The organism is Streptomyces sp. NBC_00252 (assembly GCF_036187565.1).
Lineage (GTDB): Bacteria > Actinomycetota > Actinomycetes > Streptomycetales > Streptomycetaceae > Streptomyces.
Genome location: NZ_CP108087.1, coordinates 6,342,478 through 6,363,536, shown reverse-complemented (window position 1 = coordinate 6,363,536; position 21,059 = coordinate 6,342,478). Strand labels below are relative to the sequence as shown.

The window sequence follows — 21,059 nt, the reverse complement described above, 5'->3', positions numbered from 1 at the left end:
GGTCAGTTGAGGTGGTGCTGACGGATCAGCGGTACGCGGCCCGGGTGCGGACCCGGGAGACGACGAGCAGGACGAGCAGCGTCGCCGTCATGAGGACCACGGCGAGCGCGGACCCGGCGAACAGGGCGCCGCGGTCGGTGGCCGAGTAGATGAGGACCGGAAGCGTGGTCCAGTCGGGCGGATAGAGCATCATCGTGGCGCTCAACTCACCCATGGACAGGGCGAAGCAGAGTCCTGCGGCGGCGGTGAGCGACGGCAGCAGCAGCGGCAGCCGGATCCGCCACAGGACGTACAGCGGCCGGGCGCCGAGAGAGGCGGCGGCCTGTTCGTAGGCCGGGTCGAGCCGGACGATCGCGGCGGACACGGACTGGTAGGCGAAGGCGGTCACGAGCACGGTGTGGGCGAGGATCACGATCCACCGGGTGCCGTTGAGCAGCAGCGGCGGCTTGGAGAACGCGACGAGGACCGCCAGCCCGACCACCACCGACGGCACGGCCACCGGGAGCACGAACAGCGCGTCCATCACCCGGCGTTGCCGCTTCTTGAGCCCGGCGGCGGCGAGCGCGGCCCAGGTCCCGATGCTGAGCGCCAGCAGGCTCGCGGTGAGCGCGGTGACCAGGCTGGTGGTGAGCGCCTGGAGGGACTCGCCCCGGGTGGCGGCGGAGTAGTGGGAGGCGGTGAACCCGGAGGGCAGCACACCGGACCAGTTGGTGGCGAAGGAGGCGCCGAGGACGACGAGGAGGGGCAGCGCGAAGAGCGGCAGGAAGAGCGCGGCGAAGACCAGCCACACAGCCCACTTCGCCTTGCGGCTATGCACCAACACGACGGCTCACCACCCGGTAGAGCCCGTAAAGCCCCACAGATATAAGGACGTTGACGACGGCGACCACACACGCGCCCGGGTAGTCCGACTCCAGGATCGCCTTGCTGTAGACGAGCATGGGGAGCGTCTCGACCCCTTTGGCCCCGGTGAACAGCACGATCCCGAACTCGTTGAGACAGAGGACCAGTACGAGGCTCCCGCCGGCCGCGAGCGCGGGCAGCGCCTCCGGCAGGATCACCTGCCGGATGATCCGGGGAGCCCGCGCCCCGAGCGAACTGGCCGCCTCCAACTGCGCGGTGTCCAGCTGCGAGAACGCGGCGAGCAGCGGCCGCATCACGAACGGCGTGAAGTAGGTGATCTCCGCGAGCAGCACACCCCAGGGCGTCGCGAGGAACTGGAACGACCCGACGATGCCCGTGGTGCCGTAGATGAAGAGCAGGGCGAGCGTGATGAGGAAGGAGGGGAAGGAGAGGTAGACGTCGATGAAGCGGGCGACCGTCCTGGCTCCGGGGAAGGGCACGAACGCGATGACCAGCGCGAGCACGAACCCGAGGACCAGACACCCGATCGTCGAGACGACGGCGATCCAGACGGTGGTCCAGAGGGCGGTACGGAACAACTCCGAGGCGAAGACGTCGGAGTAGGTCTGGAGCGAGGTCCCGCCGGAGTCAGGGTGGAGGGACTGTTGGAAGACGAGGGCCAGGGGATAGAGAAAGAACAGGCCGAGGACGGCGACGGGCAGCAGGGCGATGCCCAAGGGGCGCGGGGCTGCAGGTGATGTGCGGCTACCGCCGCGTGGGCGCGACAGGCCGCCACCCGGCCGCACCCGACGAACGACCTCACTCATCGCCGACTCCAGCGGCCAGCAACACCGCGTCGTCGGGAGCGAAATGAAGAGTCACCGCATCACCATGAACAGGCGGCTTCTTCAACTCCGGCACGTCAGCCATGACCCGATGCCCATGGACACCCACGTAGAGCCGATGAGTGGCCCCCCGCCACTGCACCTCGCTCACCGTCCCGGACAGCTGGTTGGGCCCCTCCCCCAGCCCGACCAGATGCGGCCGCACACACAGCGTCGCCGGCCCCCCGGAAACAGCCCCCCGCGCCTCGACCCGCTGCTCCCCGAAGAACACCCCCCGCTCCCCCACACTCACCGGCAACAGATTCGCGCTGCCGACGAAGGAAGCCGTGAACTCGCTCTTGGGCGCCCGGTACAGCTCGCGCGGTGTCCCGCACTCCTGGAGCCGGGCCCGGTCCATGACGGCGATCCGGTCGGCCAGCGTGAGCGCCTCGACCTGGTCATGGGTGACGTAGAGGATCGACACCTCGGGCAACTCCCGGTGCAGCCGGGCGAGTTCGGCGAGCATCCCGGACCGCAGCTGCGCGTCGAGCGCGGAGAGGGGTTCGTCGAGAAGCAGCACCCCGGGCCGGATGGCCAACGCCCGTGCGATGGCCACCCGTTGCTGCTGCCCGCCGGACAACTCCCTTGGGTGGCGCCGGGCGTACTCCCCCATGCCGACCATCTCCAGCGCCTCCGCGACCCGGGTACGGATCTCCCCCCGCGGCACCTTCTGCGCCTTGAGCCCGAAGGCCACGTTGTCCTCGACGCGCAGGTGCGGGAAGAGCGCGTACTGCTGGACGACCATGCCGACACCCCGCCGGTACGGCGGCAGGTCGGTGACGTCACGGCCGCCGAGGAACACCCGCCCCGACACCGGCCGGACGAACCCCGCGACCGCCCGCAGCGCGGTGGTCTTGCCGGAGCCGGACGGTCCGAGCAGGGCCATGACCTCGCCGGGTTCGACGGTGAGGTCGAGGGCGTCGAGGACGACGGTGCCGTCGTAGGCGACGCTGACCGAGTCGAAGCGGATGCCGTTCGTCATGCGAGGACTCCGGGCAACTGTCCTACGCCGTCGAGGACATGGCCCGCACCGGCGGCCCGCAGCGCGTCCGCGTCGTGCGCGCCGGTCAGCACACCGGCGACCAGGCCGGCGCCCGCGCGGACCCCGCTGAGCATGTCGTACGAGGTGTCGCCGACGACCGCCGTCTGCCGTACGTCGTCGGCGACCGCCGTACGCAGGAAGGCGGTCAGGACCATGTCCGGGTACGGGCGTCCCCGGCCGCCGGCGTCGGCGGGGCACAGGGTGAGGTCGGCGAGGTCCCGCCAGCCGAGCGCGGCGAGGATCGCGTCCTGGGTGGCGCGGGCGAAGCCGGTCGTCAACACGACCGTACGGCCTTGGGACTTGAGGGTCTCGATGGTCTCGCGGGCACCCGGGAGGGCGGCGACCCGGCCGGCGTCGACGAGTTCGGCGTACGCCGCCTCGAAGGCCTTGTTGGCGTCCTGGGCCCTGGTCTCCTCGCCGAACAGGTGGCGGAAGACGGAGATCTTGGACTCGCCCATGGTGGCGCGGACGTAGTCGAGCATGCCGGCGGGTTCTTCGCCCAGGTGGCGGGCAGCGGCCGTGAACGCCTCCTCGACGAGACCGCCGTCGGCGACGGTGGTGCCGGCCATGTCGAGGACGACGAGACGGATGTCGGGTGTCGTGGGGTTGATGAGGGAGGTCACGGGGGTCACCAGTCCAGTTCGTTCGCGGTGGTCTCGGCGATCGCCGGGGAGCAGGTCATGCCACGGCCACCGGGACCGGTGACCAACCAGACGCCGTCGCGCACCTGTTGGCGGTGGACGACGCGGGCGGGGTCGGTGCACTGCGCGTACACACCGGCCCAGCGGCGGCGGATCTTCGGGAGCGGGCGGCCGAGGAACGACTCGACGACCTCGGCGAGGTGGTCGTAGGGGGCCTCGGTGGTGTCGAAGGCGAAGGGGTGCTCGTACTCGTGGGTGTCGCCGATGGTGAGTCCGCCGTCGGCGCGCTGCACCATGAGGAGTTGCATGGCGTGCGCGGCCGGGGTCGGCAACTGCGGCTGGTCGGCGTTGAGTCGGTCGAGGGCCTGGCCGCGGTAGGCGGGGTAGTAGCGGAAGCTGTCCGCGTCGGCGACCGAGGTGGTGAGGGGTTCGCCGAGCGGGTCGGTCTGCATCATCTGCAACCGGACGCGGCGGACCGGGAGTCCGGGCCCGGCGAGTTCGCGGACGAGCCCGCTGAGCCAGGCGCCGGTGCACAGCACGACCGCGTCGGAGGCGTGCACGTCCCCGTGGTCGTCGCGCACCGCGTGCTCGCCGATTACCTCGCGGACCTCGCGGCCCGGCAGGAAGGTGTAGTTCGGGGACTTCGACAGCTCGGCGCGCAGGGCGAGTTGGGCGGTGCGGGGTTCGACGGCCGCGTCGCGCTCGCAGTACAGGGCGGCGGTGAAGTCGCCGCGCAGGGCGGGGTTGACGGCGCGGGCCTCGGCGGGGGTGAGGAGCTTGTAGCCGCGCGCGGCCGAGTCCTCACGGGCCACGGCGGCCTCGGCGACGGCGAGTTCGCGGTCACCCCTGACCGGGGTCAGCGACCCGTTGGCCCGGAAGCCGAGACCGGGGACGCGGGCGCCTATCTCCTCCCACAACTCCCGTGCGCGCAGCGCGGTTTCGAGTTCCGCACCGCCCGCGCGGCCACTCACCCAGATCTGGCCGAAGTTGCGCAACGAAGCACCGCGAGCCTCCGCCTCGCGCTCGATCTGTACGACCTCATGGCCGCGTTCCACTGCTTGCCAGGCGTGCATGGTTCCCACCACGCCGCCTCCGACGACTGTCACTCTCACGACGGTCACGCTCCTCCGGATCCGGGAACCGGAAAGGTCCGGCTCCCAACGAAAGCGTGAACGACCCATCACGTTTGGGCTAGACCCGTTATCTACCCGTGATAATCGAGGGCGCTGCGGCAGCCCTGTTTCTCAGCCTCTGTGGTGGGTGGTGAAGGAGAAGCGGTCGCCCCGGTACAGGCCACGGACCCGTTCCAGCGGCCGGCCCTCCGTGTCCCGGGACACCCGGTGGATCAGCAGCATCGGGAGGGCGGGCGGGGTGCCGATGAGCAGGGCCTCGCGCGGGGTGGCGAGCACGGTCTCGATGCGTTCGTCGGCGTCGCCGAAGTGGATGCCGCGGGCGTTGAGGTAGCCGTAGAAGGAGGAGTCGGGCTCGAAGTCGGTGTCGAGGTGCGGGACCCGGGCGACGGAGACGTAGGTGCTCTCGAGGCCGACGCGCTCGTCGTCGGCGAGCAGGACGCGCTCCAGGTGCCAGACGGGTTCGCCCCGGGTCAGTCCGGTCTCGGCGGCGAGGGCGTCGGTGCAGGGGAAGCGGTCGAGGCTGACCAGGCTGCGGCCCGGGGTGCGCCCCTGCCGCCGTACGCCCTCGGTGTAGCTGGCCAGGGACAGCGGCTGCTCCAGCTTGGGACCCGCGACGACCGTGCCCCGGCCCTGCCGGCGCAGCCTGCCCTCCAGCACGAGTTCGCGCAGCGCCTGCCGCACGGTCTCGCGGGCGACCTCGTACCGCTCGGAGAGGTCGCGCTCGGTCGGGATCAGCCCGCCCTCCCCCAACTCGTCGAGGAGCACGGCGATTTGGGCCTTCACCGCGTAGTACTTCGGGATACGGCCGTGCTCCGGGATGCCGGAGCGGACGGGGGCGCCGGGGGCCTGGTCGTTGGGGTAGTCCACACGGAGATCGTCGCAGAAGCGACGGGGTGTCCTAGCGGCGCCTCCGGGCCACGAGCAGGGCGCCGGTGGTGACGAGCAGGACGGAGGTGGCGGCGAGGACGAGGTGTTCGGTGCCGATGCCGGTGCGGGCGAGTTCGTCGGCGAAGGAGAGGTCTCCCTCGGGGGAGGGCGACGGGGCGGCGGACGGGACGGGGCTGGCCGGGGAGGTGGCCGTGGGCGCGGTCTCCATGTCGGCGGGGTTCGCGGGTTCGACGTCGAAGCGGTAGTCGTTCGACTGGCCGACCCAGTCGCCGTCGTCGGCATGCCGTTGCACGACGGCCGCGTTGACGGTGATCTCGTTCGCCGCGGTGTCCGGGGCGAGCGCGAGCCGGACCTTCACCGTGAGGGTCTTGCCGGGGTCGACGGTGAAGCCCGGGAAGCCGTCGTCGAAGGCGCCGACGAGTTCGGCCTCGTCGGTCCGGTCGAAGTGCACCGGGTAGGGGCGGGCGCTGGTGCCGTCGTAGAAGTCGAGCCTGGGCTGGGACGGTTTCAGGGCGCGGCGCTGGTCGACGAGGACGACGACCGGGTGGATCGCGGTGCAGCGGCGGGCGGTGGTGTTGGTGAGGTCGAGATACCAGGTGCCGTAGTCGCCGCCGGCCGGGTAGGAGTCGGGGCCGTCGTGGATGCGGGTGGTGAGGGGGAAGGTGTGGGCGTCGGGGGCGGCGCAGGCGGGGACGGCCGCGGCCGCGTGGGCGGGTGGTACGGCGGCGAGGAGCAGGGGGGCGGCTGCCGCGAGGCAGAGGGACAGGGATGTGCGCAGTGGGATGCGCGATCTCAGGGGCAGTCGCATAAGCACATGAGCGTGCCGGAGGGGTGGGGTGGATCGGGGGTGACGTGCCGGGCGGGGGTCGCGAATGCCTCGAACGGGGGCGCGGGGGCGTCTGTTCGGCGGACGTGGGGTGGGGGTCGATGCGGGGGCGGGTTCTTGGGATAGGGGGGTAGGGGATACGGGGTACCCGCTAACCGTCCGCCCGTCCGAACAGCGGCCCGAGCAGCAACTGTGCCGCCCCTTCCGCGACCCCGCGCGCCCCTCCGGGGGCGACCCGTACGGGTACGGCGGCCTCGCGGGCGCCCTCGCGGCGGGCGTGTGCGTCGAGGACGGCGGCGACTCCGCGCACGAAGGGTTCCGGGTCGGCGGCGACGGTACGGCCGCCCAGCAGCACGAGGTCGATGTCGAGCAGGCCCACGAGATTCGCTGCCCCCGTACCGAGCACCCGCGCCGCTTCGTCCAGGTCGCCCCGCGCAACGGCGGCCAGGCACAGGGCCTCGATACAGCCCCGGTTCCCGCAGTCGCAGGGCGGGCCGTCCAGCTGGATGACCTGGTGCCCGAACTCCCCCGCCCCGGTCCGCGCGCCCCGGTGCACACCCCCGCCGATCACCAACCCGGCACCGAGCCCGGTCCCGAGGTGCAGATACGCGAAGGACCCACCCTCCCCGGCCACGGCCAGCCCCAACGCGGCGGCGTTCGTGTCCTTGTCCACGACCACAGGAACCCCGAGCCGCCGAGCGAGCGCATCCCGCAGGGGAAACCCGTCCCACTCGGGAAACCCGGTGACGCGGTGCAGGATGCCGTGGGCGTGATCCAGGGGTCCGGGGAGGGCGACGCCTACGCCGAGCAGATTCCGGGCCGGAGCGGGGGGCGGCGGCGGGGCGCCCTGGGCTACTGGGTCCGCGACGGCGTCCTCGGCTGACGCCGGCTCATCTTGGACCGCCGGGTCTCCGGCCGACCCCTCCGCGCCTCGGCCTAGCGGGTCCCCGACCGCATCCCCGACGATCCCCTCCGCCCCTCGCCCCGCCGAATCTCCGTCCGGCCCCGCCACCCCCGGGGCCACGGCATCCCCGACCGCCTCCCCGGCCGGTCCCGCCGCCCCCCGCACCTCCATGCCCTCGTCCGCACCCCCCACCAACCCCTCGACCTCCCGAGCCACCGCCTCCACAACCACCCCGGCCCCCGCCCCCAGATCCAGCGGCGCCCTCCGCTCCCCCACCACCTCACCCATGAGATCCACGAGCACCACCCGCAGCTCATCGCGGTCGAGATGCACCCCCACCGCGTGCCCGGCCCCCGGCACCAACCGCAGGACCGTGCGCGGCTTGCCGCCGGTGGACGCGCGGCGGCCCGCCTCCGCCGCGAGGCCGGAGTCACGCAGCCGGGCGGTGATCTTGCTGACGGCCTGCGGGGTGAGCCCGGTGCGGTCGGCGAGTTCGAGGCGGCTGATCCCGTCCGTACCGGCCGTCCGCAGCAGGTCGAGGACCAGCGCGGTGTTGTGACTGCGCAGGGCAAACAGATTCGCCCCCACGACACTCACGCCTCGCCCCGCCACCGGACCCGCACCAACGCCCCGCCCCGCCACCGAACCCCCACTCACGCCCCTGCCCGCCACCACACCGCTGCCCTTGCCCACGCCTCCGCCCGGCACCGCAACCGCACCGGCACCGGCACCGGCACCGGCACCGGCCGAGTCGCCCCCGGCCCCGGCCCCGGACCTCACCCCACCCGCACCCGCACCCGCACCCGCACCCACCGAGTCGTCCCCGGCCCCAGACCCCACCCCACCCGCGCCTTCACTCGCCGAACCGCCCCCGCTCCCAGACCTCGCCGAACCCACCCCTGACCCACTCCACGCACCGTTGTCCACACACCCATTCTCCCCACCACTTGCACTTTGGCAACAGCGTTGCGAAAGTGGAGGGCATGACTGGACGTACGACTCGCACACCCCTCCGCGTCGGCCTCGTCGGGTACGGCCTCGCCGGCTCCGTCTTCCACGCCCCGCTGATCGCCGCCACCGAGGGCCTCGCCCTCGACACGGTCGTCACCTCGAACCCGGAGCGGCAGGAACAGGCCCGCGCGGAGTTCCCGGACGTCCGCACCGTCGCGACCCCCGACGACCTGTTCGCCCACGCCGACGACCTGGATCTGATCGTCATCGCGTCCCCGAACAAGACGCACGTGGCGCTCGCGACGACGGCCCTGAAGGCCGGTCTCCCGGTCGTCGTGGACAAGCCGATCGCGGGCACCGCCGCCGAGGCCCGTGAGCTGGCCGCCCTCGCCGAGCAGCACAGCCTGCTCCTGTCGGTCTTCCAGAACCGCCGCTGGGACAACGACTTCCTGACCCTCCGCAAGCTCATCGCCGAGGGCGAGCTGGGCGACGTCTGGCGCTTCGAGTCCCGTTTCGAGCGCTGGCGCCCGCAGCCCAAGGGCGGCTGGCGCGAGTCCGGCGACCCGGCAGAGATCGGAGGTCTCCTCTACGACCTCGGCAGCCACGTCGTCGACCAGGCCCTGGCCCTCTTCGGCCCCGCCGCCTCCGTGTACGCCGAGTCGGACATCCGCCGCCCGGGCGCGGAGACGGACGACGACACGTTCTTCGCCCTGACCCACACGAACGGTGTCCGCTCCCACCTGTACGTCTCCGCGACGACCGCCCAACTGGGCCCGCGTTTCCGCGTGTTGGGCTCCAAGGCGGGCTACGTCAAGTACGGCCTCGACCCCCAGGAGGCCGACCTGCGCGACGGCAAGCGCCCGGGCACGTCGGACAGCTGGGGCCAGGAACCCGAGTCGCTCTACGGTCGTGTCGGCGCCGGCGAGTCCCCGCTCACCGGCGGTGGCCGCCCCGAGCCGACCCTCCCCAGCGACTACCCCGCGTACTACGCGGCCGTCGCCGCCGCCCTCCGCGACGGCGCCCCCAACCCGGTGACCGCCCTGGAGGCGGCCGCCACCCTCGACGTACTGGAAGCCGCGCGCCGCAGCGCCCGCGACGGAGTGACGGTGACCCTGTGACCCAGCACAAGCCCGCGATCACCCAGCGGATCGCCCCCGAGATCACCCCGACGGTGGAGGAACTCGAGGCGCAGGAACGCCGGTTGGTGTTCCAGCACTTCACCTACGACGACGCGTGGGCCCTCGGCTCGCTCCTCGTGGAACGGGCCCGCGAGAGCCAGGCCCCGGTCGCCATCGACATCCGGCGCGGCGGCCAGCAGCTCTTCCACGCGGCGCTGCCGGGCTCGGTGCCGGACAACGACGCGTGGATCGACCGCAAGCGCAAGGTGGTCGAGCGCTTCGGCGCCGCCTCCTACCTGGTGGGCACCCGCTACCGCGCGAAGGGCACCACCTTCGAGGACTCCTCGCGTCTCGACCCGGACGAGTACGCGGCGCACGGCGGGTCCTTCCCGATCAGGGTCGAGGGCGCCGGCGTGATCGGCACGGTGACGGTGAGCGGCCTGCCCCAGTTGCAGGACCACCGTTTCGTGGTGGCGGCGCTGGAGGAGTTCCTGGACGACGCCCGACGGGATTAAGCGGGACCCGACTCCGGTTGGCACTGTCCACAGGTGCAGACGGCCCGACAGCGGAGGGAACAGCAGCGATGAGCAGCGAGACACCGAGGAACCTCAAGGAGACGGTCGGACGCTACGGCATCTGGAGCGTCGGCCTGCGCAACGAGGATCCGGCCCGCCGCGGCGAACTGGCCGAAGCGGCGGCCGAGTTGGAGCAACTCGGCTTCGGCACCGTCTGGTTGGGCGGCAGCAGCGCCGCCCGGCACGCCGTACCGCTGATCGAGGCGACCTCGACGCTCACCGTCGGCACCAGCATCCAGAGCATCTGGCAGTACGACGCGGCCGAAAGCGCCGCGGACTACGCGGAGGTGGAGGCGGCCCACCCGGGCCGCTTCCTGCTCGGCCTCGGGGTGAGCCACGCGAAGCTCGCGGACCAGTACCGCCGCCCGTACTCGGCGCTCGTGGCCTACCTGGACGCCCTGGACACCGCCGGAGTCCCCGCCGACCGCCGCCTCCTGGCCGCCCTGGGCCCGAAGACCCTGGAGCTGGCCCGGGACCGCTCGGCCGGCTCGATCCCGTACCTGGTCACCCCGGAACACACCGCCAAGGCCCGCGCCATCCTGGGCGAAACCCCCTTGCTGGCACCGGAGTTGAAGGTGGTCCTGGAGACGGACCCGACCCGGGCCCGCACCGTGGCCCGCGACTACCTGGCCATGTACCTGGCCCTCCCGAACTACACCAACAACTTCCTCCGCAACGGCTTCACGGAGTCCGACCTCGCGAACGGGGGCAGCGACCGCCTGGTCGACGCGGTCTTCGCCTGGGGCGACGAGTCCTCGATCCGCACGAGGATCGACGCCTTCCTGACAGCGGGCGCGGACCACGTAGCCCTACAGATCGTGGACGGCACCTCCCGCGAAGCCCTCCCCCGAGAGCCCTGGCGCAAGCTCGCCTCGCTATTGGGGTAAGGGGCATCACCCCAGGGGCGCGGGGAACTGCGCGACCAGCCACAACGGCCGCGCACCCGCAAACCGACAGGACCCCCCACCCCTCAGGCGTCCTTGAACTCCTGCCGCTGCCTGCCCAACCCGGCGATCTCCAGCTCCACAACATCCCCGGCCCTCAGGAACGGCTTCGGCTCAGGCTGCCCAAGAGCAACCCCCGCAGGCGTCCCGGTGTTGATGACATCCCCGGGATACAGCGTCATGAACTGGCTGACGTACCGCACCACTTCAGCCACCGAGAAGATCTGCTCGGCCGTGGTCCCGTCCTGCTTCAACTCCCCGTTCACCCACAGCTTCAACGACAGCGCCTGAGGATCCGGCACCTCGTCCGCCGTCACCAGCCACGGCCCGAGCGGGTTGAACGTCTCGCAGTTCTTCCCCTTGTCCCACGTCCCGCCCCGCTCGATCTGGAACTCCCGCTCGGACACGTCGTGCGCGACGGCGTACCCGGCGACATGCGCGAGCGCCTCCTCGTGGGACTCCAGATAGCGGGCCGTACGCCCGATGACGACGGCGAGTTCGACCTCCCAGTCCGTCTTCACGGACTTACGAGGCACCAGCACGGTGTCGTTCGGCCCCACGACCGTGTCCGCGGCCTTGAAGAAGATGACCGGCTCGGCGGGCGGCTCGGCGCCGGTCTCGCGGGCATGGTCGTGGTAGTTCAGCCCGATGCACACGACCTTGCCGATCCGGGCCAGCGGCGGCCCGACCCGGAGCCCGTCGGCGTCGAGCGCGGGCAGCTCCCCGGCGTCGGCGGCGGCGCGGATCCGGCCGAGCGCGGCGGTGTCGGCGAGCAGTGGCCCGTCGATGTCCGGGACGATGCCGGACAGGTCGCGCAGGGTTCCCTCGGCGTCGAGCAGCGCGGGCCGCTCCGCTCCTGCCGTACCGACTCGCAGCAGCTTCATGTTCACCATCTCCATCGATCGCGGGCGGTCGACCGATGGGTGCAGCCATCGGAGGACTGGTCGATCCTCCAAGCTCACGGTCCAGTCCGCAATACCCGGTTCACGGACTGGACCGTAACCGCAGCCGGTCAGGTGTAGAGCACGGCCCGTTCCACGGCGCTCCAGGCCGCGCTGGTCACCACGTACAGCGCGACGGCGAGCGGTACGACGGCGACGGTGATCAGCGTGCCGTAGGAGAGGAGGGGCAGCACCTTGCCGAGGGCGCCGGTGCCGGGGCCGGCCGGGGCGACGGCCGCCGCGCGCCGGGTGCGGACGTAGGTGAAGGTCGCGACCGCGGCGACGACGAGGAACAGGCCGACGTAGACGAGCCCGGCCGGTCCGAACAGGCCGTCACCGGCGAGCGCGTCGGCCCAGTGGCCGCTGAGCGGGGCGGCGAACAGCTGGTGGGAGAGCAGGCCGCCGTCGCCGCCGCCGGAGAAGAGGCGGTAGAGCAGGAAGAACGCCGGGAGTTGGAGCAGGCTCGGCAGGAATCCGGAGAACGGGGAGACCTTCTCCTCGGCGTGCAGTTCCAGCACGGCCTTCTGCAGCTTCTCGGGCTGCTTCGCGTACCGCTTGCGCAACTCGGCTACGCGCGGCTGGAGTTGGGCCCGCGCCTGCGTTCCGCGCGCCGCGGCCCGCGACAGGGGGTGCACGAGGAGTCGTACGAGAGCGGTGAACAGGACGATCGCGGCGGCTGCGGCGGTCGCGCCGAACAACGGGTGGAGCAGGTCGGCGAGTTGCTCGACCAGGGTGGCGAAAACGGACATGGGTGAGCCCTCCGTGGGTCTCGTCGTGCCGGGAGTGGGCATGGCGACGGGACGACCCCGCGCGGAGGCGGAAAAGGCTGGTGGGAATGCCTACGCGGTGGTCGTCCGGAGGGTGTTTCCGGGGGCTCGGGGGCGCGGCCGGCCCGAGGCGTCGGGGTCGCGCTGGGGCAGGAACGCCGTACGGCGGGCCCGGTCGCGGATGGCCGTGCGGACCCGGGTGGGCGGTACGGCGGGTGCGCTGCGCGCGGTGAGGAGGGTGCAGACGGCGAGGGCGGTGCCGGTCGCGGCGAGCGCGACGGCGGCCGGGAGACCGGCGGTCTCGAGCAGCACCATCGGGAGCAGGAACAGGAGCAGCAGGGCGATCACGCGACTGCGCCTCATGGTCCGCCCCCTCCCCCAACTACCGTGCTCGTACCGTCCGTTATACCGGATCGGCCTCGATCGGCTCGAGCAGCCGCCTCGGTTCGAGGAGCGCCCGGCCGACCGGATCGGCCGGGTCCTGGTCGAGGCCGGGACCCGGGTACATGATGACATCCCCTACCGGGACGACGACAGCGCAGGTGGGGCACTCGCCGTAGGAGCCGATTTCGGTGCCGCAGTCCGCGTGCCGGAAGTACCGGCTCTGGGTCTCCTCGTACTGCTCGCGCTTCCAGCGGCCGAGCGAGCGCACCACCGGCCACAGGGCGATCCCGCGCTCGGTGATGACGTACTCGTCACGCGGCGGGGACTCCTGGTACCGGCGCTTCTCGAGGATGCCCTCGGCGGTGAGCGCCTGAAGGCGGGCGGCGAGGACGGCGCGCGGGATGCCGAGGTGGCCGAGGAAGTCGTTGTAGCGCCGTACGCCGTAGAGGGCGTCGCGGACGACGAGCAGCGTCCAGCGCTCCCCGACCACCTCCAGCGCCCGGGCCATCGAGCAGTCCTGTCCCGCGTAGTCCTTACCGAGTCCCATGCCGCCACCTTAGCCACTTTCCGACGTCAGGTTCAATGAACGAACCTACGGTGCTACGGTACCCCTCATGGATAGGTTCAATGAACGAACCCTCACAGAGGATTCCGAGACGGCCACGACGCGGCAGGCGTCGGAGACACCGGGGGCCGCCGCCCCTGGCGTGCCGCATCCCCGCGCCACCCTCGCCCTGACCAGCGCGGCCACCGCCGTCGCGCTCATGACGTACACCGCGCCGATGGTCACGCTCCCCGACATCGCCGCCGCCCTGCACACCCCGCTCTCCGCCCAGGCCTGGCTCCTGAACGGCACCCCGCTCGGGCTCGCCGCGCTGCTCCTGGTCGCCGGCAGCCTCGCCGACGACTACGGCCGCCGCCGCATCTTCCTGGCCGGCACCTTCGCGCTCGGCATCACCACCGCGCTCTCGGCGCTCACCTCCTCGACCTGGCTCTTCACCCTGACCCGCGTCGCCCAGGGCGCGTCCAGCGCGGCCCTGCTGGCCAGCAGTCTGGGCCTGATCGTGCACGCCTTCCCGACCGCACGCGGCCGCCTGCACGCGACCGGTGTCTGGGGCGCCTTCGTCAGCGGCGGCATAGCGGTCGGCCCGCTCGTCGCGGGCGCGATGCCCGACTGGCGCGTGGCCTACGGCGTCCTCGGCGCCGCCGCGCTCGTCGTGGCCGCCCTCGGCCTCCGCACCCTGTCCGAGTCCCGCGCGCCGCGCGGCGGACGCCCCGACCTCGCCGGAGCGGTCACCTTCGGACTGGCCCTGGTCGCCCTCGTCGCCGCCCTGACCCTGGGCCGGGACGGCTGGCTGCGCGCACCGGTGGGCCTGCTGCTGCTCGCGGCCGTGGTGCTGGTCGGCGTCTTCGCGCTGGTCGAGCGCAGGGGTACGACCCCGATGATCGACCTGAGCCTGCTGCGCCACCGCCCCTTCCTCGCCTCCTCGGCGAGCGGCCTGTTCACGGGCCTCGCGGTGATCGGCCTCTTCAGCTTTCTGCCGACCCTGTTGCAGCAGACGCTCGGCCTGTCCGCGATGAGCACGGCCTGGCTGTTCCTCCTCTGGTCGGGCCTGTCCTTCACCGTCGCCCTCCAGGCCCGCCGCCTCGCGGGCCGCGTCTCCTCCCGGCACCAACTCGCCCTGGGATTCGTCCTCCACGCGGCCGGCGTCCTGACGATGCTGGGCGCCCTGGACTCCGGTTCCTGGCTACGACTGCTGCCCGGACTGGTGATCGCGGGCGTCGGCAGCGGACTCCTGAACGCCGCGCTTCCGCTCCTGTCCGTCGAGTCCGTACCGGCCGCGCGGGCGGCGATGGGCTCGGGGGCGCAGCAGACGTTCCGGTACATCGGGTCCTGCGCGGGGGTCGCGCTGACCATCGCGATCGCCACGTCGGCGGGCAGTGGGCTCGCGCGCGGGGCGGACATCGCGATGGTGGTGTCGGCGGGCCTCGCGGTCCTGGCCGCGGCGAGTGTGGTGGTGCTGCGGGAGCGGGAGCGGGCGTGAACTCGCTTTTGGGATACGGGACTTGTGGCGTCCCGTGTCTCGTCGCGGCCGTTCATCTCACCGAGGCCGCTCGTCTCACCGGGGGCGCGTGGAGGTGAGCGTGCCCCAGACCACCATGCGGTACCGGGAGGTGAACTCCGGGGTGCAGGTGGTGAGGGTGACGTAGTAGCCGGGTCGGCTGTAGCCGTAGGACGGTTTGACGATCGAGCGCGGGACCGGGCGGATGACGCCGGAGTCGGCGGCGGAGGTCTGCGGGAGGATCTTGTCGACGGTGTACGTGAACGTGGCCGTGCTCGTCTCGACCTGGACGGTGTCCTTCAGCCGCAGGCTCGGCAGATACCGGAACGGCTCGCCGTGGGTGTTGCGGTGCCCGGCGAGCGCGAAGTTGCCTGCCTGGCCCGGCTGTTGGGTGCCGGGGTAGTGGCCGACGTACCCCTTGTTCAGCACGTTCTGCTTGCTGACGCCCTCGGCGATGGGGACGCGGAGGTGGAGGCGGGGGATGGTGAGGATGGCGTAGGCCTGGGAGCGGTGGGGGGCGGTGGCGGAACCGGAGCCGGAACCGGAGGACGTGGTCGAGCCGCCGGTCGTCGGGCTTCGGCGCGGTGAACTGCCCCCGGTCGAGCCGCCGTTGGCCGACGGGGTGCCGCCACTCCCCCCACCCGGTGTCGCCCATTGCCGTTCCAGGGCCTGCACTTGGTGCTCGGCGCCCTGGCGGGCCTCGCGGTTGGTCCACCAGAGCTGGTGGACGACGAGGAGCAGCAGGATCACCCCGGCGGTGACCAGGAACTCGCCGCCGGTCCACAGGGCGCGTCGGCCCAGCGCACGGCGTCGACGGCTGTGGTGCTGCACGACGGGGACCCGCATGGGCCGCACGATAAGGGCCGGTCCGCCAACTCACCAGAGTCATGGCCGCTGTTACCGGCGAAGGTACCGGCCGGCCGCCCTACCGCCCGCCCCCGTTCGATCCTTCGTACACGGGTTTTAGAAAGGGGTGTCACAACCCTCGACAACCTCACGCGGCACACCCGATGCTTCCTGATGGCACGAGCCGGGGGGATGGCCGACGCCGGTGGGACGACCGGCGGTTGAGCGAATCGGGAGTAGAGATGATCCGACGCAGAACCCTGCTGGCCGCGGCGGGCGGTGGTCTCCTCGGCACCGCCCTGGCGACCGGTACCGCACGGGCCAACGCGACGATCGCGGTCAACCCGGTGACGAAGTACGGCACTTGGGAGGGCTGGGGCACCTCGCTGGCCTGGTGGGCGAACGTCTTCGGCGCCCGGGACGACTTCGCCGACATCTTCTTCACCACCAAGTCGACGACGTACAACGGCACTTCACTACCGGGCCTGGGCCTGAACATCGCCCGGTACAACCTCGGCGCGTGCAGCTGGAACACGGTGGGCGGCGAGTCGATGGTGGCCTCGGCCAACATCCCGGCGTTCAAGCAGATCGAGGGCTACTGGCAGGACTGGAACAACGAGGACCCGACGTCCTCGGCCTGGGACTGGACGGCGGACGCGACCCAGCGGGCGATGCTGGTGAAGGCGACGGCGCGCGGGGCGACCAGCGAGCTGTTCGCCAACTCCCCCATGTGGTGGATGTGTCTGAACCACAACCCGTCGGGCGCGTCCGGCGGCGGCAACAACCTCCAGTCCTGGAACTACCGCCAGCACGCCTCCCACCTCGCGTCCGTCGCCCTCTACGCGAAGAACAACTGGGGCGTGAACTTCGCGACGGTCGAGGCCTTCAACGAACCCTCGTCGAGCTGGTGGACGGCGACGGGTACACAGGAGGGCTGCCACATGGACTCGACCGTCCAGGCGGCCGTACTCCCGTACGTCCGCAGCGAGTTGAACAGCCGCGGCCTGACGAGCACGAAGATCTCGGCGTCCGACGAGACGAGTTACGACCTCGCGCGGACGACGTGGAACTCCTTCAGCGCGACCACGAAGGGGTATGTGAACCGGGTCAACGTCCATGGCTACCAGGGCTCGGGCGGCCGTAGAGACCTCCTCTACACGGACGTGGTGACGACGGCGGGCAAGGCCCTCTGGAACTCCGAGACCGGCGACAGCGACGCCACCGGCCTGACGATGGCGAGCAACCTGCTGTACGACTTCTGCTGGCTGCACCCCACGGCGTGGACGTACTGGCAGGTCATGGACCCGTCGTCCGGCTGGGCGATGATCGCGTACGACCAGAACACGCTCGCGGCGGGCGCGGTGCAGACGAAGTACTACGTGATGGCCCAGTTCAGCCGCCACATCCGCCCCGGCATGACGATCCTGGACACGGCCGTGAGTTACGCGGCGGCGGCCTACGACGCGAGCGCCAAGCGCCTGGTGATCGTCGCGGCGAACACGGGCTCGTCGTCGACGACTCTGACCTTCGACCTCTCCAAGTTCACGACGGTGGCGGGCGGTTCGAGCGGTCTGGTCCCGCGCTGGAACACGGTGACGGGTGGCGGCGGCGATCTGTACACCGCCCACTCGGACACCTACGTGAGCGGCAAGACGGTGAGTGCGACGTTCGCGGCCGGGGCGGTGCAAACGCTGCAGATCGACGGGGTGGTGATCTGACCGCCGAACTCCGTGGCGGGGGCGGCCGGTTGGGCCTGCTCGCGCTGGCGCTCGGCGGTTTCGGCATCGGCCTGACCGAGTTCGTGATCGCCGGGCTGCTCCCCCAGGTGAGCGACGACCTGAACGTGTCCACCGCTGCCGCGGGTTGGCTGATCTCCGGCTACGCCCTGACGGTCGCGGTGGGCGCGATGGCGGTGACGGCGACGACGGCGGCCCTGCCCCAAAAGCCGGTCCTGGTAGCCCTGTTGGCGCTGTTCGTGCCGGGCAACCTGCTGTCGGCGCTGGCCCCGACGTACGGCGTGATGCTGCTGGGCCGAGTCGTGGCGGCCCTCTGCCACGGCTCGTTCTTCGGCATCGGCTCCCTCGTCGCCCGCCGCCTGGTCCCTCCCGAACGCGCCTCCCGCGCCGTCGCCACGATGTTCGCCGGCCTGACGGTGGCGAACGTCCTCGGAGTCCCCTTCGGCGCGCTCGTCGGCGAACGGTGGGGGTGGCGGGCGACGTTCTGGTCGATCACGGCGATCGGGGCGGTGGCGCTGGTGGCCGTCGCGGTTCTGGTCCCGGGATGGGCGGGAGCGAGGGGTCGCGGGGGCGAGGCGGGAGTGCGGGGTGGTGGGGCTGGATCGAGAGGCGGCCGGACGGACCTCCGTACGCAGGCGCGCGCCTTCCGCTGCACCCAGGTCTGGCTGACGCTGACGGCCACGGCCCTCGGCTACGGCGGCATGTTCGGCGCGTTCAGCTACCTCGCGTACACCTTCACGCGGGTCGCGGGGTTCTCCTCGACGGATGTGGCGTGGCTGTTGGTGGTCTACGGCTCTGGCCTGGTCGTCGGCAACATCGCGGGCGGCCGGGGCGCGGACCACAACCGTGACGCGACGCTGCTCGTGTCGCTGACGGGCCTGGCGACGACGCTGGCGGTGTTCGGGGTACTGGCGAGCAGCCGCTCGGCCTCGGTGGTCCTGGTGTTCCTCCTGGGCGTGTTCGGGTTCGCGACGGTCCCCGGGATGATCACCCGAGTGACGGACGCGGCGGGCGGCGCACCGCTGGCGGCGAGCGCGAACGTGTCCGCGTCGAATGTGGGCAACGCGGCGGGGGCGTGGGCGGGCGGCCTGGTGATCAGTGCGGGGTTCGGGTATGCGGCGCCGTTGTTCGTGGGGGCGGGGATCGTGGCGGTCGGGTTGGGGGTCATGGGGGTTGCGGCGCGGGGGGCTGTTGGGGCGAGGGGGGAGGGTCGTAGAGGCACAGGGGGCGAGGAAGTGCAGATGGGAGGAAGTACAGGGGGCGTAGAAACGAGACGGCCGTAAAACCTACGGAGACGAGGCGGCCGTAAAACTCGGGGGAACGAGACAGTCGTAGAACTCACTGGACCGAGCCGGTCGTAAAACTCAGGGAAACCCGGATGCCACCCGGTGTTCCCCACGGAGCGACCCGGTGTTCCCCGCGGAGCGGCCCGCGCCGACGCCCGCACCGCTCCCCCACCCCACCCTCACCGGCCGACCTGGGCATATCTCTGCCCTTGCCTCCATCTGCGCAGGCATCGGCAGTACCGTGTCGTTCATGCGCCCCGACACGCCCGCCGAGAACGTCGACCACCCCGCCGAAGCGGCCCGCCTCGAACGGACCGCCGCCCTGTATCCCGAGGACGCCGAGGCCCTGCTCCTGCAGGCCGCGGCCCACCTGGAACTGGCCGGCGACCGCCCCGCCGCCACCGCGCTCTACGACCGCCTGCTGTCATCGGCGGAGTCCCTGGAGACCCCGCATCTGGTACGGGCCCTCAAGGCCTCGAACCTCTGGGAGTACGGCCACGAGGCCGAGGCCAGGGCGATCATCGACGGCATCCGCGCGGGGGCCCCGCGGGACCCGGCGCCGTGGGTGATCGTCGCGGAGTCCCTGGAGTCCCACGACGAGTTGGAGGCGGCGCAGGAGACGTTCACGGAGGGCGCGACTCTGCTCCTCACGGACGTGGCCGAACCCCCGTACTCCACCCACCCGTTGCTCTTCGGGCGCCACCGCGTCCGCCGCATGCTGGGCGTCGCCCACGACGAGTGGGACACGCTGGCGGACACCCTGCACTCGACGCATGCGTCCCCGGTTTCCCTGGACGAGCTGCACGACCCGAAGCGGGTGTGGTCCCTCGGCTCCGACAACCCGGCGGAACTCGAGGCCGAGATCTCGCGACTGCGGGCGGAGCTGGGGGCATACCGGGAGGCGTTGTCCCGCCCCTTCCCCGTGGCCGTACTCCATTGGCCCGAGGGCGAGTTGGCCGAACTGGTCGCCGCGTACGAGTCCCTCACGGCGGAGTACCCGTCCCACGAGGAACACCTCGCGACGATAGAGGGTTCGCTGCGGGAGCTGGCCGCCTCCGGCACCCCGAACCTCGGCATCGTCACGGGCACGGTCCCGTCCTACGAGGCGTTCGCCGCGTCGGAGGGCGCGTCCCCGTCAGACGTCGACCTACTGCCGCAGTACGCAACGACGCTGGCCGCGCGGGGGCGGGCTGTGGTGTGGCCGCCTCAGCGGGGGGCTTCTTGTTGGTGTGGGTCGGGGCGGGCGTATGAGGAGTGTCACGGCATCTCTTAGCCAATAGGCCACTCGCCCACAGCTAAGGAAACGAGCTTGGAAGACTCCCTTTTCTCCCGTGACATCGCCGCCGCCACCAACATTGCGCAATCGAACGACCTCCGCAGTAGCGACTCAGGCCTGCAGGAGGTATTCGACTGGTTCAGATTGCGACCAGATTTCACAAGACGTTTCGGTCAAGCAGTGCGCCAGTCGATCGACGAGGTACTCGACGGCCAGCGGACGGGTCGATTCGATATTGACGACCTCGAGAAAACAGAGAAAACATATCTGGGAACCAAGGTAGAGATCATCCTCCGCTCCGAGTTTGAACTAGGGCGCGGACAGTCCATGGACTACTTCGTAATCGGCCACGAAGTGGATTCGAAGTTCACAATCGGGGAGAACTGGACGATCCCCGGGGAGGCAAATGGTCACATCTGCCTACTCACTAAGGCAAACGATCATGAAGCCTCCTACAAAGTGGGTATGCTCCGAATCCATGGCGACCTTCTGAACATCGGTAGAAACCGAGACGGAAAGGGCACCCTGTCAGCCGCGGGCAGAGCAGCCGTGAAATGGCTCACACCTGACGGAAAGCTGCCCGAGAACATCCTGCTAAGTCTGCCCGAAAGGGAAAGGCTCGCAATCTTCAACGCATCCGCCGGGCGCCGCGGCCATGGAAACGGAGGTCAGTCTCGGACAAATGAGCTATTCCGTCGCGTTCAAGGTCGCCCCGTCAACCGCAACACCGTCCTCACAGTAGCGCGCCAAGATGACAGCCCTAAGCGTGTGCGTGATGCCCGAATCCACCTTCGCCCAGAGGGCATCATGATTCTTGGCCACATGAATGAACATCCGCGGATTGCTCGCGAACTGAATCTTCCAGTTCCGGAAAAAGGATCTTGGGTAGCCGTTCGCGTAGGGGAAGTCACAGCTGCCGACACCTCGCGCCGAAGTACGCGGATCGGCGACGCGCATTACGCAGTCTGGCGAGAGGGGGACGGCAACTATGCGGCTCCTGCCGCGTACTGA

Annotated in this window: 21 protein-coding genes; 8 read left to right on the top strand and 13 right to left on the bottom strand. The window is 71.0% G+C overall.

The features are described 5' to 3' along the window. Positions 1-25 precede the first annotated feature (25 nt). From OHT77_RS28185 to OHT77_RS28150, 8 genes are all read right to left on the bottom strand, one after another. Complete coding sequence (locus OHT77_RS28185; protein WP_328831219.1) at positions 26-823, bottom strand: ABC transporter permease; 798 nt, start codon at positions 821-823, stop codon at positions 26-28. Next, positions 810-1,670, bottom strand: coding sequence for a 2-aminoethylphosphonate ABC transporter permease subunit (locus tag OHT77_RS28180; RefSeq protein WP_328831218.1), 861 nt, complete (start codon positions 1,668-1,670; stop codon positions 810-812). Before OHT77_RS28180 ends, OHT77_RS28185 begins: the two co-directional genes overlap by 14 nt. Beyond that, on the bottom strand, positions 1,663-2,709 hold the full coding sequence (locus OHT77_RS28175; RefSeq protein ID WP_328831217.1) for an ABC transporter ATP-binding protein: 1,047 nt from the start codon (positions 2,707-2,709) through the stop codon (positions 1,663-1,665). Before OHT77_RS28175 ends, OHT77_RS28180 begins: the two co-directional genes overlap by 8 nt. After that, positions 2,706-3,338 carry an HAD family hydrolase gene (locus OHT77_RS28170; protein ID WP_405881795.1) on the bottom strand — a complete coding sequence of 211 codons (633 nt, stop codon included), beginning with the start codon at positions 3,336-3,338 and terminating at the stop codon, positions 2,706-2,708. The genes OHT77_RS28175 and OHT77_RS28170 overlap by 4 nt, the downstream gene beginning before the upstream one ends. 59 nt (positions 3,339-3,397) lie before the next feature. Then, a complete protein-coding gene (locus OHT77_RS28165) occupies positions 3,398-4,522 on the bottom strand; it encodes a TIGR03364 family FAD-dependent oxidoreductase (protein WP_328831215.1) in 1,125 nt (374 codons plus the stop codon). A gap of 132 nt (positions 4,523-4,654) precedes the next feature. Next, positions 4,655-5,410, bottom strand: a complete 756-nt coding sequence (locus tag OHT77_RS28160; RefSeq protein ID WP_328831214.1) for a GntR family transcriptional regulator — start codon at positions 5,408-5,410, stop codon at positions 4,655-4,657. 31 nt (positions 5,411-5,441) lie between these two features. Beyond that, the gene (locus OHT77_RS28155) at positions 5,442-6,239 is read right to left on the bottom strand and encodes a hypothetical protein (RefSeq protein ID WP_328831213.1); all 798 of its coding nucleotides are present in this window, start codon (positions 6,237-6,239) and stop codon (positions 5,442-5,444) included. A gap of 169 nt (positions 6,240-6,408) precedes the next feature. Continuing rightward, positions 6,409-7,749, bottom strand: coding sequence for an ROK family transcriptional regulator (locus OHT77_RS28150; protein ID WP_328831212.1), 1,341 nt, complete (start codon positions 7,747-7,749; stop codon positions 6,409-6,411). Between the two features lie 395 nt (positions 7,750-8,144). Here OHT77_RS28150 and OHT77_RS28145 point away from each other — a divergent pair, with 395 nt between their 5' ends. From OHT77_RS28145 to OHT77_RS28135, 3 genes are all read left to right on the top strand, one after another. Further along, positions 8,145-9,230: a Gfo/Idh/MocA family protein gene (locus tag OHT77_RS28145; RefSeq protein WP_328831211.1), complete on the top strand. Its 1,086-nt coding sequence runs from the start codon at positions 8,145-8,147 to the stop codon at positions 9,228-9,230. Then, on the top strand, positions 9,227-9,745 hold the full coding sequence (locus OHT77_RS28140) for a heme-degrading domain-containing protein (RefSeq protein ID WP_328831210.1): 519 nt from the start codon (positions 9,227-9,229) through the stop codon (positions 9,743-9,745). Before OHT77_RS28145 ends, OHT77_RS28140 begins: the two co-directional genes overlap by 4 nt. A gap of 68 nt (positions 9,746-9,813) precedes the next feature. Then, entirely contained in the window at positions 9,814-10,692 is an 879-nt protein-coding gene (locus OHT77_RS28135; RefSeq protein WP_328831209.1) for an LLM class F420-dependent oxidoreductase, read from the top strand. Between the two features lie 83 nt (positions 10,693-10,775). Here OHT77_RS28135 and OHT77_RS28130 read toward each other — a convergent pair whose 3' ends face one another. The 4 genes from OHT77_RS28130 to OHT77_RS28115 all read right to left on the bottom strand — a co-directional run bounded on the left by OHT77_RS28130 (position 10,776) and on the right by OHT77_RS28115 (position 13,388). Then, a complete protein-coding gene (locus OHT77_RS28130; protein ID WP_328831208.1) occupies positions 10,776-11,633 on the bottom strand; it encodes a fumarylacetoacetate hydrolase family protein in 858 nt (285 codons plus the stop codon). A 128-nt stretch (positions 11,634-11,761) separates the two neighbouring features. After that, on the bottom strand, positions 11,762-12,439 hold the full coding sequence (locus OHT77_RS28125) for a YidC/Oxa1 family membrane protein insertase (protein WP_328831207.1): 678 nt from the start codon (positions 12,437-12,439) through the stop codon (positions 11,762-11,764). A gap of 90 nt (positions 12,440-12,529) precedes the next feature. Beyond that, positions 12,530-12,820: a DUF6412 domain-containing protein gene (locus tag OHT77_RS28120; RefSeq protein ID WP_328831206.1), complete on the bottom strand. Its 291-nt coding sequence runs from the start codon at positions 12,818-12,820 to the stop codon at positions 12,530-12,532. A 40-nt stretch (positions 12,821-12,860) separates the two neighbouring features. Next, the gene (locus tag OHT77_RS28115; protein WP_328831205.1) at positions 12,861-13,388 is read right to left on the bottom strand and encodes a winged helix-turn-helix transcriptional regulator; all 528 of its coding nucleotides are present in this window, start codon (positions 13,386-13,388) and stop codon (positions 12,861-12,863) included. 67 nt (positions 13,389-13,455) lie between these two features. On the opposite strand from OHT77_RS28115, the gene OHT77_RS28110 reads away from it, so the two are divergent. After that, positions 13,456-14,886, top strand: a complete 1,431-nt coding sequence (locus OHT77_RS28110; protein ID WP_328831204.1) for an MFS transporter — start codon at positions 13,456-13,458, stop codon at positions 14,884-14,886. 75 nt (positions 14,887-14,961) lie between these two features. On the opposite strand, the gene OHT77_RS28105 is transcribed toward OHT77_RS28110, so the two are convergent. After that, on the bottom strand, positions 14,962-15,750 hold the full coding sequence (locus OHT77_RS28105; protein ID WP_328831202.1) for a class E sortase: 789 nt from the start codon (positions 15,748-15,750) through the stop codon (positions 14,962-14,964). Positions 15,751-15,992: 242 nt separating this feature from the next. Here OHT77_RS28105 and OHT77_RS28100 point away from each other — a divergent pair, with 242 nt between their 5' ends. The 4 genes from OHT77_RS28100 to OHT77_RS28085 all read left to right on the top strand — a co-directional run bounded on the left by OHT77_RS28100 (position 15,993) and on the right by OHT77_RS28085 (position 21,059). Next, positions 15,993-17,468, top strand: a complete 1,476-nt coding sequence (locus tag OHT77_RS28100) for a beta-1,6-galactanase (RefSeq protein ID WP_328831201.1) — start codon at positions 15,993-15,995, stop codon at positions 17,466-17,468. Between the two features lie 29 nt (positions 17,469-17,497). Then, entirely contained in the window at positions 17,498-18,769 is a 1,272-nt protein-coding gene (locus OHT77_RS28095; protein WP_328831200.1) for an MFS transporter, read from the top strand. Positions 18,770-19,022: 253 nt separating this feature from the next. Beyond that, the gene (locus tag OHT77_RS28090; RefSeq protein ID WP_328831199.1) at positions 19,023-20,045 is read left to right on the top strand and encodes an SEC-C domain-containing protein; all 1,023 of its coding nucleotides are present in this window, start codon (positions 19,023-19,025) and stop codon (positions 20,043-20,045) included. A gap of 36 nt (positions 20,046-20,081) precedes the next feature. Continuing rightward, the gene (locus tag OHT77_RS28085) at positions 20,082-21,059 is read left to right on the top strand and encodes a NaeI family type II restriction endonuclease (protein WP_328831198.1); all 978 of its coding nucleotides are present in this window, start codon (positions 20,082-20,084) and stop codon (positions 21,057-21,059) included.

Excerpts from the sequence above, each read along its gene's own strand:
- OHT77_RS28180 (WP_328831218.1), bottom strand. The coding sequence starts at position 1,670 with ATGAGTGAGGTCGTTCGTCGGGTGCGGCCGGGTGGCGGCCTGTCGCGC.
- OHT77_RS28175 (WP_328831217.1), bottom strand. The coding sequence starts at position 2,709 with ATGACGAACGGCATCCGCTTCGACTCGGTCAGCGTCGCCTACGACGGC.
- OHT77_RS28170 (WP_405881795.1), bottom strand. The coding sequence starts at position 3,338 with ATGGCCGGCACCACCGTCGCCGACGGCGGTCTCGTCGAGGAGGCGTTC.
- OHT77_RS28155 (WP_328831213.1), bottom strand. The coding sequence starts at position 6,239 with ATGCGACTGCCCCTGAGATCGCGCATCCCACTGCGCACATCCCTGTCC.
- OHT77_RS28145 (WP_328831211.1), top strand. The coding sequence starts at position 8,145 with ATGACTGGACGTACGACTCGCACACCCCTCCGCGTCGGCCTCGTCGGG.
- OHT77_RS28135 (WP_328831209.1), top strand. The coding sequence starts at position 9,814 with ATGAGCAGCGAGACACCGAGGAACCTCAAGGAGACGGTCGGACGCTAC.
- OHT77_RS28130 (WP_328831208.1), bottom strand. The coding sequence starts at position 11,633 with ATGAAGCTGCTGCGAGTCGGTACGGCAGGAGCGGAGCGGCCCGCGCTG.
- OHT77_RS28125 (WP_328831207.1), bottom strand. The coding sequence starts at position 12,439 with ATGTCCGTTTTCGCCACCCTGGTCGAGCAACTCGCCGACCTGCTCCAC.
- OHT77_RS28120 (WP_328831206.1), bottom strand. The coding sequence starts at position 12,820 with ATGAGGCGCAGTCGCGTGATCGCCCTGCTGCTCCTGTTCCTGCTCCCG.
- OHT77_RS28115 (WP_328831205.1), bottom strand. The coding sequence starts at position 13,388 with ATGGGACTCGGTAAGGACTACGCGGGACAGGACTGCTCGATGGCCCGG.
- OHT77_RS28110 (WP_328831204.1), top strand. The coding sequence starts at position 13,456 with ATGGATAGGTTCAATGAACGAACCCTCACAGAGGATTCCGAGACGGCC.
- OHT77_RS28105 (WP_328831202.1), bottom strand. The coding sequence starts at position 15,750 with ATGCGGGTCCCCGTCGTGCAGCACCACAGCCGTCGACGCCGTGCGCTG.
- OHT77_RS28100 (WP_328831201.1), top strand. The coding sequence starts at position 15,993 with ATGATCCGACGCAGAACCCTGCTGGCCGCGGCGGGCGGTGGTCTCCTC.
- OHT77_RS28090 (WP_328831199.1), top strand. The coding sequence starts at position 19,023 with ATGCGCCCCGACACGCCCGCCGAGAACGTCGACCACCCCGCCGAAGCG.